Genomic DNA, 16,183 nt, shown 5'->3' on the forward strand with positions numbered 1-16,183 from the left:
CCTGCCCCCCATCTTCGGGAAGGCAGACGCCGCATTATTTCATGCAATATCACATTACCAAGCCGCATACCACATACAGCACCGTAGCAATCGCCGCCGTCACCAGTGCGTAGGGAAGCTGTGTCTTCACATGCGAGAACAAGTCCGTGCCCACCGACATGGAGGACAGAATGGTGGTATCTGATATAGGAGAACAGTGGTCTCCGAAAATACCTCCTGAAACAACCGCTCCGATTGCCAGCAGAATATTGGAATCCATGGCAACCGCCATTGGAATGGCAATAGGCATCATAATGGAGAACGTTCCCCAGCTTGTACCTGTACTGAATGCCATAACTGCACCCAACAGGAAAATGATAGCAGGTCCGAAGGCTCCGCTGACTTTTCCTCCAATCAGGCTGGCAAGGAAGGTACCGGTACCCAGTGTCTTGATCACACCGCCGATGGCAAATGCCAGAACCAGCAGGATGACAAGTGTGAGCATATTGCTGACACCTTTCAGCACATAATCCCCAAACTGTTTTCCGGTCATGATCTTCTGTCTTGTGTAGAGCACACCCATAACAAGCAGTGTAATGGTAACTGCATAGAGGATGGATGTGGTTCCGTCACCCTCTGTGATATTTCCTTTTCCTGTGACCAGCAGGCCGATGAAGGTACCGCCGATCAGCACGATAAGCGGAAGCATCATGTTCCACTTGTTCTCCTTGCCCGGCTCTACCAGCTCATCAAATCCTTCACTGTCGTTTAACAGAGGAACCACTCCGTCATCGTACAGCTTGCCTGTCTTTTGCACACGCTCCTCAGCTTTCTTCATAGGGCCCCAGTCTTTTCCGCTCAGTATGTAGAACAATACCATAACGAGAGACACGATACTGTAGAACTGGAACGGAAGACTCCGGATCAGAAGATTCATAGGGTCTCCGGCGATAACGCCGGCAGTGATCTCCGCCCCGATCAGTCCCATGAGCATGGCACCCCAGGAGTTCAGCGGAATAATGGCATTGATGGGCGCTGACGTGGAGTCACAGATATAAGCCAGCTTTTCTCTGGAAACTTTATATTTGTCGATCAGCGGTCTTGTCACAACGCCGGTGAACATGATACTTAAAAGGCCGTCAATGAAAATAATGACACCGATAATATAGGCGATCATCATAGCCATCTTTTTACTTCTCACTTTATTTCCCTGCTCAGTCAAATACGTCACAAAGCCATTGACGCCGCCCGACACACGCACCAGTATTACAAATGCGCCCATCAGCGTGGTAAACAAAAACGTTTTCAGATTTCCGGTATCTGCACATACATTTAGAATCTGGTTCACCAGCTCATTTACAGCGGTGATGGGATTCCATCCGCACAGAATCAGTTCTCCGGAAAAAATACCGATCAAAAGAGCAAGCGCCACCTTACGAAACGCAATAGCAAATGCAATGGCAATGATCGGCGGAATTAATGTCAAAAATCCATAATCCATAGTATTCCCTCCTCTTTTGTGTCAATACTGGGCAAACAAAGAGCCAAACCCTCCTGTATGCAGGTAACAGACAGGCCCCTTTGCTTTCCCCTTTTCCAACCAGTCCCTCATGCCGACCAGAACTTTACTGTTGTAGATATTTTCAATGAAAATACCCTCTGCCCTGGCAAATTCAAAAATCTCCCGGGCACTTTCGCTGGTATTTACGCCCCAGCCCCGGCCCCGGAAACCGTCCTCAATACTGCAGAGTTCTTCCACGGACTTCCCTGCAGGGATTCCGGTTATAGCCTCCACTTCCCGCACAGTGTCCGCAATGTGTTTCTTCAGGTTTTCCCTGTCATCCTCCACACTCACGATCACGATCCGGAAGGGATTTCCCATAACTGCATTTCCATACACCAGCCCTGCTGCCACACCGCCGTTGCCACCCGGTGCGAAGATTGTCATGCCGGTGATTCCCTGTGCCTCGCACTGTTTCATAAGCTCCGGTACGGCTGCCGTATAGCCCAGAGCGCCTCTTCCCGTGGTAGCCCCGTTTCTCACTACATAGGGATTTCTCCCCTCTCTGCGGTATTTTTCAAAAAGCTCCTCCACAAAGGCATTGCGTGCGTCAGAATCCACGTCCCCGAGAAAATGGGATTTCACCCCGAGAATCTGATTCAGCAGCAGATTTCCTTGCTTCTTCTCCGGCTCGATGCCATTGTGAACCAGTTCACAGTCCAGTCCCACTTTCGCGCAGGCTGCAGCTGTCAGGGTACACAGGTTTGACTGGGCAGGTCCTGCAGCCAGAATCACTTTACTGCCCTCTTTTACTGCCTCTCCCAGTATGTATTCCAAGCTTCTGATCTTGTTGCCGCCGGGGCCTATGCCTGTCATATCATCACGTTTGATATAGATTTCCGGACAGCCCCACTGCTCTTCCAGCCTGTGCAGACGGTGAAGCGGCGTGGGAGCGGGCATCAGCGGTACGCGTTCTGTCTTCTCCAAAAAAGTCTCCAGCAAATGCATGCTTCCATTCCCCCCTTTCTAACGCTCGGCGATCACCTCGACTTCACAGAGCACACCCTTTGGCAGCGTCTTAACCGCAACACAGGAGCGCGCCGGATTGGTGGTAAAGTATTTTGCGTAAACTTCATTAAATGCCGCAAAATCCTTCATGTCCGCAAGAAAACAGGTCGTCTTGATCACTTTTTCAAAACTGCTTCCGCCTGCTGCAAGCACGGCACCTACATTTTCAATAGACTGCTTTGCCTGAGCGGTGATCTCCGCCTCCACTACCTGGCCGGTAGCCGGGTCAATGGGTATCTGACCTGAAGTGAACAAAAGTTCATTTGTCTTCATTCCCTGTGAGTATGGGCCGATTGCGGCCGGTGCTTTTTCTGTACTGATGATTTCCATAATTTCAGTCCCCCCATTTCTCTGTCGTTTTATCATATTAAAGAGTATATCACTAAACTATTTTTTAGTCAATAGTTATTTTTTCATTCTTTCATCATTTTGACTGAAATATTTTTCAGTCCAGGTTGCGTTTCCCCCGTAAAAAAGTTATAATGGGTAAAAGGAGGATTTTACCATGAATTACCTTACCCTGACAGAAACAGACAAAGCTATTTTGGAATCATATAAGACAGTCCTGGACGGACTTGCAGAATATTTAGGCGATGGATATGAACTGATTCTTCACAGTCTGGAGAATCTGGAGCACTCCGTCATCAAGATCATCAACGGCCACTATACCGGACGCGTGGAGGGCGCCCCCATCACGGACCTTGCTTTAAAAATGCTGGATAATATCCGTCAGAAAAAGGAGCCCGCGGCCCTGTGTTATTTTAATAAGAAAAACGGAAACACATTAAAATCCGCTACCATCCCTATCCTGGGGGAAAAGAAGCGCATCATCGGCCTTCTTTGCATCAATTTTCACACAGAAGTGTCCTTCGCCAGCATCCTGGCAAGCTTCACCCCTGCAAACAGCATTGTCCCCGGTGTGACAGAGACCTTCAGCGACAATGTGGACGACCTGATCACCTCTGCACTGGACGAGGCCAAAAACAAAGTATACGCCAATCCTCTGATCTCCACCACCAATAAAAATAAGGAGATCATTCATCTCCTGTACGAAAAAGGTATCTTTAATATGAAGGACGCAGTCATTAAGGCGGCGGAAAGCCTTGGCATCTCTAAAAACACCGTCTACCTTCATCTGCGGAATCTGGAAAAAGAAAACAGCAATTAAAAAGTGCCGGACAGAAATAATCTCTGTCCGGCACACTATTCTCAGGCTGCCATCCCTACAGCAGCAGATTCAGCAGCCCAATGACAAACCCGATCAATGCTCCCAGATTGATGACAGCATTCAGCTCTTTCTTCATAATAGACATGAGGATGTTCTCCACTTCCAGCACATCCATACCGTTTACCTTCTCCTCTACTACTTTGGCGATCTGGAACTGTTCCGCCAGTTCTCCTGCTTTGTCACCTACAAATTTTACATAGATGCTCTCCACCAGGCCACGGATTCTCTCCTCGCCCAGAGGGATGGATTCCACAATCTCACTGACTTTACGGCTTTCCACAGCCGCGATCTCTCCTACCACAACCGGATGGATCTTGTCATGGCCGTTCTCACGGATGTAATCCCCCACCTTTCTGCCGATGGGTTCTGCAATGGAGTTGATCAGATCATCTGTAAGGAACATGGACACCATGGAGCCCTGGAATTTCTGCTTCACTTCTTTGGCACCCTCCTCCGCAATGATGGAGCCCACATCCAGCTTATTAAGCCCCTCTGTGATGCGTTCTGTGATAAAATTTTCCAGCTTCTCCCGCATGGCCTCATAGTCGTCCTGCTCCACATAGTGCTGCAGGAACCCCTCTACTGTGTCATCGCTTTTCTGCACCTTCTGGATACCCTCGCTGATACGGCCCACAATGGTATTCTTTACACCATCGGACAGCAGCATGTCCTCCAGATCCTGCTTTGTGATCAGATGGTCGCCCACCGCGCTTCCCAGAGCCTTTGCCAGCCTGCTTTTTCCTCTCGGAATGATGCCCGGCGTAAAGGGCAGGGTCCAGTTTCCGATCTTCACCGGATACAGGGGACGAAACAACATTTTCACTGCAATATAGTTTGTACAGTAGCCGATGACCGCCCCGATGAGCGGCCCGGCAAGTAAACGTAAAAAGTTCATTTGTATCCCTTCTATTCGTTATGTTCTATCATAATTTTCAGTATCTCTTTGTCTGTCTGCTTCATGCCTTCCTTGCCTATGTATCCCACACAACTGATGGTCTCAGGCGTATCCTCCTGCAGAATACCCGTATAGGGGGCATAGACTTTGTTCTTCATTGCCAGGTTATGTGCCATAATGGCTGCATCCAGGCTGGTGGCGATCTTGGCTGCGCAGGAGATTTTCGCTCCGTCGCAGATAATACCCGGTATATTTGCCAGCGTGTTCTCCACGGTCATTTTGATCTGGTCCAGGGTTCCGCCCACCATATAGGTGAGAGCCGCACCACTGGCACAGGAGGCGGAGACCGCGCCGCAGAAGGCGGACAGCTTGCCGATATATGTCTTCTGGTATATGGTCAGAAGGTTGGAAAATACTAAGGAACGGTAAAGTGTCTCCTGGTCCACCTGCTTGATCCTGGCATAGACCACCACAGGAACAGAGGAGGCGATTCCCTGGTTGCCGGAGCCGGAATTGATGATGACCGGAAGATCGCATCCTCCCATTCTGGCCTCAGAGCCTGCCGCGGCATATGCCTTCATTTGATTTAAGGTAGTGTCAGGATAAGACTCCACCAAAAGCTTTCCAAGACCCAGGCCGTATCCGCCTTTCATTCCCTCATTGGCGATCGCCATATTACAGGTGATCTGTCTCTCTATCAAATGCTGCACTTTGGAAAGCTCCACCGTGTCGGCAAATTCTTTGATGTTTTCCATATTCAGGATGACTTTTCTCTCGTCTGTGTCATCGTGCTCAACTAAAGCGGCACCCTCGAGCAGCTCTTTCCCGTCTTTCCGAATGCTGGTGATGTTGGTATGTCCGTCACGGATTTCCACCACGGCGCTGTGTTCTTCGGTGTAAAGCTCCAGAATAATATGGAGTACACTGGAACTGTCCAGGAATTCCACCTTACAGACACCTTTTTTCAGCATATCCTTTGCCTTCTCAATATCCTCGTCCGCAACATCCTCCAGGACTTCCATCTGTTTCTGTGCATTACCTCCCGCAATACCCAGAAGCACGCCGGCCTCAATACCTACCAGCCCCTTTGAATTCGGTATGGTGACACAGCGTACATTTTTGATGATATTGCCGCTGCACTTTGCAATAACTTTTTCGGGCATTTGGCCCAGAACTTCTCTTGCCCTGGCGCCGCCGTAGGCAAGCGCGATGGGCTCTGTACACCCCATGGCCGGAACCAGCTCGGATTCCAGGATTTTAATATAATCTTCTATTATTTCATTTGTCAGCATTTTTTTAACCTCTCCCAAATAATTTTCCGCGTAAATTCCCCCACATGCGGATCAAAAAGTAATCATATGCCTTGTCAAACAGATACAGGGCAATCTGGCCTCCCAGTACAAAGACAAGCATCAGCTTTCCGGAAACCTCACCTGCAAAGAGAAGCTTCGGAAACAGAAAAAGCGCAGGCAGGTACATGATATTGAAGATCACAACCTTTCCTGCCGCAAAAACCAGCTTAGGATTTTTCATATTCTGGTGTTTTCCCAGAAAACGCCACAGGCCCTCTATCAAAAGCACATAGGCCCCCATCATGGCAAAGGTAATACAGTAGAGCTTCTGAGGCGCCAGAAGAAATCCCAGAAGCAGGGTTCCCCCGAAAAAGATGATTCCTGTCTTCAGCTCATATTCTCTCACAATGATACCCACACAGAAGGCGGCTGCCGCCAGAAAAAACAAAGTATTAAAGTCCAGAATACCGCTGAGTACGATCATAACCACTGACAAAGCCATCAGAAGGCCGGATACGGCCATTTTCTTTCCATTTACAGGCATGGACAAAGATCTCCTCCCATACACTCACACAAACTGTCGGCGCACCACAGATCACAGCAGAAGTTTCCTGTACCACAGGAGGAACCGCCGTTGTTGGCGTAAGGACTGCCGCCGCCCTGGTAGCGCTGGCTGTTCCACTGCAGACGGTTCACCAGGTTGGAATACTCCGGATTGCCCGGTTCCATGCTGGATGCCTGCCTTGCCAGATTCAGGGCATTTACATTGTTACCCATTCCCATATTGGCTACTGCACTGAGATAATACCACTGTGCACTTCTGTTCTGTATACGGGACAGCACATTAAGCGCCTGCTGGTACTGGCGGGCGTTCAGGTAATTGGCTGCTGCCTGAAGCTGTACATTGTCCTCGGAGGACGCGTAATTCTGCTGGCCATAACCTGAACTGTAGCTGTTCCCTGCATTGCTGCCGTAGCCGCTCTGGTAGCCGCCGTCCCTCTCGCGCATGATCTGGTCGTAAGCCTCCTGTACTTCCTTGAATTTTTCCTCTGCCAGACCTGCCAGCGGATTGTCCACATAAGAATCGGGATGGTATTTTCTGCTCAGGTCCCTGTATGCTCTCTTGATTTCGTCATTGCTGGCGTTTTGTGATACGCCCAGCACTTCATAAGGATTGTTGATCATGGTTCTCTTTTATCTCCTGTCTTTCTTTTTTTAATTTATTATATTTTGACCATACTCCTGAATAGATGATATTCCGAAGCAGTTCAGACTCCTTAATACAGGGAAGTTTCTCAAAGGCACCGCTGGCCTCAGCCATCATCATGAGAAGAATATTGTATACTTCCTTCTCGTAGCCTTCCCTGTCCTCCCGATAAGATTCATAGAGGGGTTTCAGCGGATTGTAGCTGCCCTTCTCCATATCCTTTTCCAGGTCATCATAGGCATCCATAATATAAATGAATTTTCCCAGATAAAAACCGAATTTTCTCAAATACTCTTCCCAGACATCCTCCCGAATCACAAAGATCTCAGCCATCAGTTCCCCGAAACAGCCAGCCACCAGATCCAGGTCTGTCTCCTGCTTCTTCTCATACTCCGAGAGCTTACGAAGCTTCATCCTAATCGCCCTGCTCTGTCTTGGGTACTCCTGACTGATTTTTCTGGCCTGTTTCTTAAACAAATGAATGCCTGTCAGTCCTTTCATGCTCTTGTCATCCTGCCAGTCATCGGCAAAATGATAAAAAGAGAGCAGAATATTCATCCCGGCACCATACTGTGTGATCTCATTTTGGAGCATGGGAATTTTCTTCACAGGGTGCACCGGGCACCTGGAGCTGATTTCCCTGGTCTCGCTCTCATAAAGAGAAGTAAGGAGTACCACCAGAAATGTCATATCATAGGTGAGTGTCATTCTCCCCCGAAATCCGTATTCCTCATTCAAGGTCCGGCAAAGACCGCAGTAATATGCCTTGTACTGATAAAATTCTTTTACTTTCAGCTCCGGTTTATCCACCGTCACATATCCAAACATATGATTTAGCTGCCTTTCTCCTGCCGTTACTATTCACAGCCCTGCAAAAAACGCAGTTCTCTGAACAGCAGCATCTTGCCTGCTGCAGGTTCTTACTTCTTGACATAGTCTATATTATTATACTATAAGTTTCTGCAAAATACCATCCCCACATTGACGTAACCTTATTTTTCCGATATACTGAAAAAAAACATGAAAGAAGGCATATTTTTGCAGAAAAAAACAGAGGATATGAACATAGCTCCACAGGACTTTGACGTGCGCTTTCCTGAGCGCTTTATAAAAAATACAGATTACTACAACTCTCTCATGATGATGTACCGCTGTGCCATACGGGAGATCCAGACCAAACTGGAAGTGCTGGATGATGAATTCTCCGTAAAATACAACCGAAATCCCATCTCCTCCATCAAGACCAGGATCAAAAAGCCCATGAGCATCTACAGCAAGCTGCAGAAACTGGGTTACGAATTTACGGAGACCAATATCCGGGAACAGTTAAACGATGTGGCCGGAATCCGCGTTATCTGCTCCTTTATAGACGATATCTACACAGTTGCCAATCTTCTGGCGGAACAGGACGATATCAAAATCCTCCGCATCAAGGACTACATCCTGAATCCCAAGTCCAACGGCTACAGAAGCTATCACATGATCGTGGAGATTCCCGTTTTCTTCGCTGAGGGAAAGACACCCATGCGGGCTGAGGTGCAGATCCGAACCATAGGTATGGATTTCTGGGCAAGCCTGGAACACCAGCTCCGCTACAAAAAAGAACTGGGAAGCAACAAAGACCACGAACTCATCAGTATGGAGCTTCTGGAATGCGCCCACACCATCACGGCTGTTGACAACCAGATGCAGAATATTAAAAAGATGATTGGGGAACTGAACTGACAGGTTCCTCAATCATCTTTTTCTTATTTTTGGCCGGAGACAAACTGATCAAGGAGTGTCTCGCAGGCATCATAATAGGTTGTCATCTCTTCGTCCTTCTCCATCTTAGTCCCTTCCAGGCTGCGCATGGCGACATACAGATCCTTGACAGAGGCAGGCCTGCCAATCTCTTCATAGGCGGCACAGTCTTCCACCTTGGCAAAGTCCTCCAGTTTTTCCGGGAAAACACCGGCGTCCTTGAACTTTTCAAAATTCTGCTGGCTGATAAAGAATATCATGCTGGTTCCTTCCTGCATATCCACTGTCATTTTCGTCTGGCCTGCCGCCAGCATCTGGGGATCATATCCCTGGGCATCATCCGGAGGGAGCACATAGTTCTGGATCTGTACGTGGACTTCCCCGTCTCCGTTCAAATCCTCTGCATTGGCTTCAAAATACCCCTGCAGCGCCTGGCTGTCCTCATCCGCGATCATGTAGTCCGTGACAAAGGCAATATTGTAATCATAATCCACTTTCCCAAGCATATCCTTGATAAACACAATGACCATAAAGAGCAGAAATGCTCCGATCAGTACGTGGAACTTATAATAGTACCAGAAATTGTCAACTTTTTTTCTTGTTTCGTCTTTCATCTGTGGTTTCTTCATTGATTCACTCATCCGTCCTTTTTTTATGCTGATTTAGATTTTATCACTTCTAAATTGAGAAAGGAAGAGGTTTTTCGAGACTTTATGGAGATTTTAGAATTGTTATTGCTATTTTCACAACTTGTGATATTATGGTAAAGGATTTTTAGAAATACGATCACTGGAGATTAAAAATATGAAGAATCTGACTCAGGGGAACCCAACCAAGCTTATGCTCTCCTTTGCCCTGCCTGTGTGCCTGGGCAATCTGTTCCAGCTTTTTTACAGTCTGGCTGACACCAGAATCGTGGGAAGCACACTGGGGGAATCCTCCCTGGCCGCTGTCGGTGCCACAACAGCCATCAGCACACTGCTCATCGGCTTTCTGCAGGGCCTGACCAACGGCTTTTCCATCATTGTCTCCCAGAACTTCGGGGCTGACAAGAAAGAGCGGCTGAGAAAAGCGGCTGCGGGAACCTTTCTACTGGGATTTCTGACCACAGTGGTACTGACTGTGGTGTCCCTTTTGGGGCTCAATGGCTTCTTGTCCCTGCTGCAGGTCCCGGACCAGCTCCTCTCAGAGGCATCCGGGTACATAAAAATCATTTTGATGGGTATGCTCATCACCATGCTCTACAACGCCCTGGCCGGGATCATGCGGGCAGTGGGGGATACCGTAGCGCCGCTTCTGTTCCTGGTCTGTGCTGCCCTTCTGAATGTGGGGCTTGACCTTTTATTTATCCTGCAGTTTCATATGGGAGTGAGAGGCGCTGCCCTGGCAACGGTCCTGGCCCAGAGCGTATCCGTTGTGCTGAGTTTTGTGTACATGTGGAGGCGCTATCCCATTTTCCGGCTGAAGCCCGGGGACTTCAGGCTGAGCCGAACCATGGTTAAAGTCCTTTACTCCTCCGGCATGTCCATGGCTCTTATGATGTCCCTGGTATTTTTCGGTACCCTGGCTCTTCAGTGTGCCATCAACACCTTCGGCACGGAGATCATTGTGGCCCATACCGCTGCCAGAAAAATCTGCGAGTTTTATTTCCTGCCCATCTCCGTCATGGGCGTGACCATGGCTACCTTCTGCGGACAGAACTTCGGCGCCGGAAAGTTTGACCGGGTGAAGATCGGTATTCGGCAGGCACTGTTCATCACATGGGGATGGACCTTTATTATCATCCTCTTAAGCTACACAGCCGCCCCCTTCCTGATCCATCTGGTCACAGGAAGCAGCAGTCCGGCGGTCATAGAGAACGCATCCAAATATCTGCGTATAAATTCTCTGCTGTACTTTGTAGCCTGCGGGATCAATATCTTAAGAAACGCCCTGCAGGCCATCGGGGACCATATCACCCCTGTCATATCCAGCTTCATTGAGCTTGCAGGCAAGGTGCTCATTGCCCTGTTTCTGACCCCCATTCTGCAGTATATGGGGATCATCATTGCAGAGCCAATCATCTGGTGCCTGATGATCCTGCCCCTGATTTTCAAATTCCGCCGTCTGTGCAGGGCACAAAATCAGAGGCAGCGCATATAATAATCATAAAGCGATTCAAGGAGTCACCATTTGGCATATAAAGTTGTAATAGACGCCGGGCATGGGGGAACGGATCCCGGCGCTGTCTATAAGGGCAGACAGGAGAAAGATGACAATCTCCGCCTGGCCCTGGCAGTAGGCCGGATTCTCTCCCAGAACGGGGTGGATGTGGTGTACACCCGCACCACCGATGTATATCAGACACCATTTGAGAAAGCCCGCATCGCAAATCAGACCGGGGCAGACTGGTTCATTTCCTTCCACCGGAACTCCAGTCCTCAGCCCAACCAGTATTCCGGCGTGGAATCCCTGGTCTATGACCTGTCGGGACGAAAGGTTGACATGGCGGAAAATATCAATGGAGCCTTGGGGGAACTTGGCTTTAAGAACCTGGGCGTAAGAGCAAGGCCCGGTCTGGTAGTCCTTCGCCGCACACAGATGCCCGCGGTACTGGTTGAAGTTGGCTTTATCAACAACGACGCGGACAACGCTTTGTTTGACGAGAAATTTGATGAGATCGCCCAGAGCATCGCCTACGCGATCCTGGGAACACTGGAGGAGGAAGAGGTGGAGAAGCCGCCTGCAGGGGAGCCCGTGCTTTACCGGGTACAGGTGGGCATGTTCCGGGAAAAACAATACGCCGATAACCTGCTCTATGAACTGCAGGACCAGGGATTTCCGGCATACATTTTAAGTGAGGACGGCTTTTATAAAGTGCAGGTTGGCGCTTATCAGTATCTGGCAAATGCCGTCAGGATGGAGCAGACCCTGCGGCGGGCAGGATACAGCACCTGGATCACTACCTGAGATAACAAAGAAAAAGATGTCTTCTGCTTTACGGCAGGAAGACATCTTTTCTGGTTTTATAGAGTGTACACGTATCCCTACATGGAATCCGCACGTCTCTCCACATTCTTTTTAAAGTTGATCACTTCATGGTCATATTCTGCGTCCATAAACTGGGAATGTATCATGAAATCCGCTGTAGCCTTGTTGATAGCCATGGGAATATCATATACCTGTGCGATACGCATAAGGGCTTTCACATCCGGATCATGGGGCTGCGCCGTCAGAGGGTCTGAGAAAAACACCACAAAATCAATGACACCTTCCACGATTTTGGCGCCAATCTGCTGGTCACCGCCCAGAGGGCCGCTGTTGTATCCCTTGATACGAAGCCCTGCTTTGTCCGCGATCAGTCTGGCTGTGGTGCCGGTTCCGTAAAGGCTGTGGTTTTTCAGTATATCATAATTCTCTTTGCACCATTCGATGAGTTTCGGTTTTTCATTGTCATGGGCGATCAGCGCAATATGTTTTTTCTTACCTATTGTAAAGGTTACAAATTCATTGTCCATGTATCTTAACTCCTTTCAGCTCACTGTTTTTTTATCATAACATATTTTACTTGTCCTCACAACGGGAAACTGCTACAATAATGGCAAAGAAGGAGAAGTATATGTACTATTTTATCATCAATCCCCGCTCCCGTTCCGGCAAAGGACAGGAGATCTGGGACCGTGTAAAAAAACGTCTGGATGAGGAAAATCTGGAATATGAGGCCTATTTTACCCAGAAGCAGGGACATGCTGCTGAGCTGGCACACCAGATCGCTGCCCTTTCCATACCCTGCACCCTGGTTGTTGTGGGCGGTGACGGCACCGTGAATGAGGTGGTGAACGGGCTTGTGAAAACCGTGTACACCCACATTACCCTGGGCTATATCCCCACCGGCTCCGGCAATGACTTTGCCAGAGGCCTTGGGCTTACCAAAGACACCGAAAAAGCCGTGGAACAGATCCTGGCCCCGGCAGACATAGAGAAGATGGACATTGGAATCGCGCAGTCGAACGGGGAGAAGCGGTATTTCCTCATCAGTGCAGGCATTGGTTTTGATGCCTCCATCTGCCACGAGGCGCTGAATTCCGGCCTCAAGGATTTTCTGAACAAATACCATCTGGGCAAGCTCACCTACGCGGCCATTGCCCTGAAACAATTATTCCTCTACCGCCCCTGCCGTGTGGATATCCGGCTGGACAGGCAGAGGATCTGCCGTTTTCCCCGCTGCTTTTTCGTGGCGGGCATGAATCTGAAATATGAGGGCGGAGGATGCAAATTCTGTCCGGACGCGGATCACGCAGACGGAAATATACATATCTGTGTAGCCGGGAAACTCTCCAAGTTAAAGATCATCACCATGCTGCCCACTGCCTTTATCGGGAAACATATATGGTTCCGCGGCATAGAAATACAAAAGGGGCATGTGGTGGAGATCATCAGCCGGCGTCCTCTCCCTGTACACTGTGACGGGGAATCCTTTGGATTCAGGGATTCTCTTTCCCTAACGACAGCCCGGGAACAGATCTCAGTCATCACCGGATAGTTGAAAGAAGGTTTAACTTATGAAATTACTGCTGATAACCGCTTCCATTGTACTGCTCGGTTTTTTACTTTACTTTTACTGTATCATGCCGCGTTTTACAAGAAAATCGCAGACGCGCGCCTTTATGCACAGGCTTTTTGCCCATCGGGGCCTGTTCGACCCCGGGGAGGGCATCCCGGAAAATTCCATGCCGGCATTTGAACGGGCAGTTCTGTGCGGATATCCCATTGAGCTGGATGTCCAGGTGACTAAGGACAACAAGATCGTAGTTTTCCATGACTACACACTGGGCCGTATGTGCGGCATTGACCTCCCGCTGGAGACAAAGACGTACGAGGAGCTGCAGAAGCTCTCCCTGCAGAATACCGGTGAGAAGATTCCTCTGTTCTCGGACGTACTGAAGCTTGTGGACGGACGGGTTCCCCTGCTGATCGAGATAAAACTTCACTCTCACCATACATATCCATGTGCGTTGGTGGATAAACTGTTACAAGGGTATCAGGGAAGCTACTGTATCGAATCCTTTAATTCCCTGGCACTTTTCTGGTACCGCCGCAACCGGCCGGATGTTGTGAGAGGACAGCTCTCCTCCAACCTGACAAGTCCGGTAGCTGAGGGCGGATATGTCTTAAGCTTTCTGGTCAAGCATCTGCTCACCAACTGCATCGGACGCCCTGACTTCATTGCCTACTGCTATAAGGACAGCCGAAACCTGAGCTTCTGTCTGAACCGCCATCTGTACAAAACACCTGTATTTGCCTGGACACTGCGCACGCCGGAAGCCTATGAAACCTGTAAAAAGCGTTTTGATTCCGTCATTTTTGACAGCTTTCTTCCGCCAAAACAGGCATGAACAGACGTTTTTTTCAGAGTGTGAATGGGATGTGAAGCTTTTCTGAATTTACTGTAAATCCCATTGTTATCTTGATTTTCCTGTGCTATAATGGGCAGGACAAAGAAAGGCTCCGGCATCGAAAAGAAGGTGATTATGTGAATCTGCTGAAAAAATACAAACACACCTGGATTATCCCGGTATACGGCATCTTTTATCTTACAGCTTTCCAGTATCTGGAACAGCGCGATGTCCGGCCTCATATCATCCATATGAAGATTGATGACTATATCCCTTTCTGTGAATATTTCATCGTCCCGTATCTGCTGTGGTTTGCCTACATCGCAGTGACCGTTTTGTACTTCTCATTATTTAATGACAGCAAGCGGGAATTTTACCAGCTTATATTTACCCTTGGAGTGGGCATGACACTGTTTCTCGTCATCTCCTACATTTACCCCAACGGACAGGACCTGCGTCCCAAGCTTACGGGTGACAGCATCTTCATAGAGCTGGTGAGGCATTTATACCGGATCGACACTCCAACCAATATACTGCCCAGCATCCATGTGTTTAATTCCGTGGCCTGCTGTACCGCAGTGTTTAAAAACGCAAAAGCAAGAAAGCATCCCGTTCTTCTGGGCGGTACCCTGCTTCTGACCATACTTATCATCATGGCTACCGTATTCCTGAAGCAGCATACACTTGTGGATGTGGTGGCGGCATTTGCGCTGAATGTCTTCTGCTACCAGATGTTCTACAAAGAACATCCGGCACGACAGAAACAGCCTGCTTTTGTAAAATAACAATTCACAATTCTGCATATAAAAAGGACGTTCCGCTTTTGGAACGTCCTTTTTATATGGCTTCACCGGCAAATGCCGCTGCCCTTTATCCTTTAGTTAAACCCATAGAACTTCTGCACCACTTTATAGATCGCCACAGAAATATTCCTTCCGCTCCATCCCGGCAGATTTACACTTCTGCCCAGAATACCCAGGCGGAGTTTTCTGTAGATATGGATGTCTTCGTTTCTCAGGTATTTCCACAGATCCTTTTTCTTCTCCAGATTTTCCTCCGTGCCGGAGCGTATCAGCATGATGGAGGATACGGCTGTGATAATGTCCAGATACCGGAGCAGATACTGGCGCAGATGTTTGTCGCTGATCCTCTTGCCGGCCACGGAATCGATCATGAGACGGTTCACCAGAAGCTGCTGGTCAATCCTGCGTATCATCACATCCTCATGTACTGACTGGTCCTCCCTGCCGATAAAATACCGGTAGAAGTTCACGTCCATATAATACATGGTCTTCACAGAGGGCAGAGGCTGGTAGACAAACAGGTTGTCTACATAAAAGGTGTGTTTCGGCAGCTCCAGGCCGCATTCCCTCAGCAGTCCGGTCCTGTAGATCACGGAATGCATCAGGATATATTTGCCCACCGGCATCTTACTGATCTCCTCCCAGGTGAAAATTTTTCCCTGGGGAAGGTATTTCTTATAGCGCATGACTTTCTTCCGTCTGGCACCCTGCTTTTCATAGACAAAATTGCTGATCATCATATCCAGGGTCTGGGGCCCTCCCACGATCTCTGAAAGCTTTGTCAGGATCGCGTCATAAGCCTCCTTGTTCACCCAGTCGTCGCTGTCCACCACTTTGAAAAAGATTCCTGTGGCATTTTTAAGACCTGTGTTCACGGCCTCCCCGTGGCCGCCGTTCTCCTGGTGTATGGCCTTTACAATGCCGGGATATCTGGCTGCATAATCATCTGCGATCTTCGCCGTGTCATCCACGGACCCGTCATCGACGATCAGAATCTCCACCTGATCCCCGCCCTCCAGCAGGGAATCCACGCATTTCTCCATGTATGCCTGTGAATTATAACAGGGAACTGTTACGGACAATAATTTCATT

The 16,183-nt window shown here is 48.8% G+C and carries 18 protein-coding genes; 7 read left to right on the forward strand and 11 right to left on the reverse strand.

Going from position 1 to position 16,183, the window contains the following annotated elements:
• Nucleotides 1-49 precede the first annotated feature (49 nt).
• The 3 genes from MUB35_RS18725 to MUB35_RS18735 are packed head-to-tail and all read right to left on the reverse strand — an operon-like array spanning nucleotide 50 to nucleotide 2,878.
• Nucleotides 50-1,480, reverse strand: a complete 1,431-nt coding sequence (locus MUB35_RS18725) for a Na+/H+ antiporter NhaC family protein (RefSeq protein ID WP_033143910.1) — start codon at nucleotides 1,478-1,480, stop codon at nucleotides 50-52.
• A gap of 21 nt (nucleotides 1,481-1,501) precedes the next feature.
• A complete protein-coding gene (locus MUB35_RS18730) occupies nucleotides 1,502-2,467 on the reverse strand; it encodes a 1-aminocyclopropane-1-carboxylate deaminase/D-cysteine desulfhydrase (RefSeq protein WP_244806617.1) in 966 nt (321 codons plus the stop codon).
• A gap of 39 nt (nucleotides 2,468-2,506) precedes the next feature.
• Nucleotides 2,507-2,878 carry a RidA family protein gene (locus MUB35_RS18735; RefSeq protein ID WP_033143909.1) on the reverse strand — a complete coding sequence of 124 codons (372 nt, stop codon included), beginning with the start codon at nucleotides 2,876-2,878 and terminating at the stop codon, nucleotides 2,507-2,509.
• A 175-nt stretch (nucleotides 2,879-3,053) separates the two neighbouring features.
• On the opposite strand from MUB35_RS18735, the gene MUB35_RS18740 reads away from it, so the two are divergent.
• The gene (locus tag MUB35_RS18740; protein WP_033143908.1) at nucleotides 3,054-3,716 is read left to right on the forward strand and encodes a helix-turn-helix transcriptional regulator; all 663 of its coding nucleotides are present in this window, start codon (nucleotides 3,054-3,056) and stop codon (nucleotides 3,714-3,716) included.
• Between the two features lie 55 nt (nucleotides 3,717-3,771).
• Here the strand turns inward: MUB35_RS18740 and MUB35_RS18745 are convergent, their stop codons facing one another.
• From MUB35_RS18745 to MUB35_RS18765, 5 genes are read right to left on the reverse strand one after another with little or no spacing between them, the layout of a single operon-like run.
• Nucleotides 3,772-4,671: a DUF445 domain-containing protein gene (locus tag MUB35_RS18745; protein ID WP_033143907.1), complete on the reverse strand. Its 900-nt coding sequence runs from the start codon at nucleotides 4,669-4,671 to the stop codon at nucleotides 3,772-3,774.
• 11 nt (nucleotides 4,672-4,682) lie between these two features.
• Nucleotides 4,683-5,963, reverse strand: coding sequence for an L-cysteine desulfidase family protein (locus MUB35_RS18750; RefSeq protein ID WP_033143906.1), 1,281 nt, complete (start codon nucleotides 5,961-5,963; stop codon nucleotides 4,683-4,685).
• A 4-nt stretch (nucleotides 5,964-5,967) separates the two neighbouring features.
• Complete coding sequence (locus MUB35_RS18755; RefSeq protein ID WP_033143905.1) at nucleotides 5,968-6,507, reverse strand: hypothetical protein; 540 nt, start codon at nucleotides 6,505-6,507, stop codon at nucleotides 5,968-5,970.
• Nucleotides 6,498-7,148, reverse strand: a complete 651-nt coding sequence (locus MUB35_RS18760; protein WP_148393581.1) for a J domain-containing protein — start codon at nucleotides 7,146-7,148, stop codon at nucleotides 6,498-6,500. The genes MUB35_RS18755 and MUB35_RS18760 overlap by 10 nt, the downstream gene beginning before the upstream one ends.
• Nucleotides 7,129-7,998 carry a DUF5685 family protein gene (locus tag MUB35_RS18765; protein WP_033141327.1) on the reverse strand — a complete coding sequence of 290 codons (870 nt, stop codon included), beginning with the start codon at nucleotides 7,996-7,998 and terminating at the stop codon, nucleotides 7,129-7,131. The genes MUB35_RS18760 and MUB35_RS18765 overlap by 20 nt, the downstream gene beginning before the upstream one ends.
• Nucleotides 7,999-8,229: 231 nt before the next feature.
• On the opposite strand from MUB35_RS18765, the gene MUB35_RS18770 reads away from it, so the two are divergent.
• A complete protein-coding gene (locus MUB35_RS18770) occupies nucleotides 8,230-8,895 on the forward strand; it encodes a GTP pyrophosphokinase (protein ID WP_033141350.1) in 666 nt (221 codons plus the stop codon).
• Nucleotides 8,896-8,918: 23 nt separating this feature from the next.
• Here MUB35_RS18770 and MUB35_RS18775 read toward each other — a convergent pair whose 3' ends face one another.
• Nucleotides 8,919-9,542: a hypothetical protein gene (locus MUB35_RS18775; RefSeq protein WP_033141328.1), complete on the reverse strand. Its 624-nt coding sequence runs from the start codon at nucleotides 9,540-9,542 to the stop codon at nucleotides 8,919-8,921.
• A 175-nt stretch (nucleotides 9,543-9,717) separates the two neighbouring features.
• Here MUB35_RS18775 and MUB35_RS18780 point away from each other — a divergent pair, with 175 nt between their 5' ends.
• Complete coding sequence (locus tag MUB35_RS18780; RefSeq protein WP_033141329.1) at nucleotides 9,718-11,055, forward strand: MATE family efflux transporter; 1,338 nt, start codon at nucleotides 9,718-9,720, stop codon at nucleotides 11,053-11,055.
• Between the two features lie 30 nt (nucleotides 11,056-11,085).
• Nucleotides 11,086-11,862, forward strand: a complete 777-nt coding sequence (locus MUB35_RS18785) for an N-acetylmuramoyl-L-alanine amidase (RefSeq protein WP_033141330.1) — start codon at nucleotides 11,086-11,088, stop codon at nucleotides 11,860-11,862.
• A 77-nt stretch (nucleotides 11,863-11,939) separates the two neighbouring features.
• Here the strand turns inward: MUB35_RS18785 and MUB35_RS18790 are convergent, their stop codons facing one another.
• Complete coding sequence (locus tag MUB35_RS18790; RefSeq protein ID WP_033141331.1) at nucleotides 11,940-12,410, reverse strand: methylglyoxal synthase; 471 nt, start codon at nucleotides 12,408-12,410, stop codon at nucleotides 11,940-11,942.
• A gap of 101 nt (nucleotides 12,411-12,511) precedes the next feature.
• On the opposite strand from MUB35_RS18790, the gene MUB35_RS18795 reads away from it, so the two are divergent.
• The 3 genes from MUB35_RS18795 (at nucleotide 12,512) to MUB35_RS18805 (ending at nucleotide 15,073) form a co-directional block, all read left to right on the forward strand.
• The gene (locus MUB35_RS18795; protein ID WP_103731569.1) at nucleotides 12,512-13,435 is read left to right on the forward strand and encodes a diacylglycerol/lipid kinase family protein; all 924 of its coding nucleotides are present in this window, start codon (nucleotides 12,512-12,514) and stop codon (nucleotides 13,433-13,435) included.
• Nucleotides 13,436-13,454: 19 nt separating this feature from the next.
• Nucleotides 13,455-14,288, forward strand: coding sequence for a glycerophosphodiester phosphodiesterase family protein (locus MUB35_RS18800; RefSeq protein ID WP_244806618.1), 834 nt, complete (start codon nucleotides 13,455-13,457; stop codon nucleotides 14,286-14,288).
• 137 nt (nucleotides 14,289-14,425) lie between these two features.
• A complete protein-coding gene (locus MUB35_RS18805; RefSeq protein ID WP_033141334.1) occupies nucleotides 14,426-15,073 on the forward strand; it encodes a phosphatase PAP2 family protein in 648 nt (215 codons plus the stop codon).
• Between the two features lie 92 nt (nucleotides 15,074-15,165).
• Here the strand turns inward: MUB35_RS18805 and MUB35_RS18810 are convergent, their stop codons facing one another.
• Nucleotides 15,166-16,182, reverse strand: a complete 1,017-nt coding sequence (locus MUB35_RS18810; RefSeq protein ID WP_227210053.1) for a glycosyltransferase family 2 protein — start codon at nucleotides 16,180-16,182, stop codon at nucleotides 15,166-15,168.
• Nucleotide 16,183 lies beyond the last annotated feature (1 nt).

This window comes from Blautia sp. NSJ-175 (assembly GCF_022867815.1).
GTDB classification, from domain to species: domain Bacteria; phylum Bacillota; class Clostridia; order Lachnospirales; family Lachnospiraceae; genus Blautia; species Blautia celeris.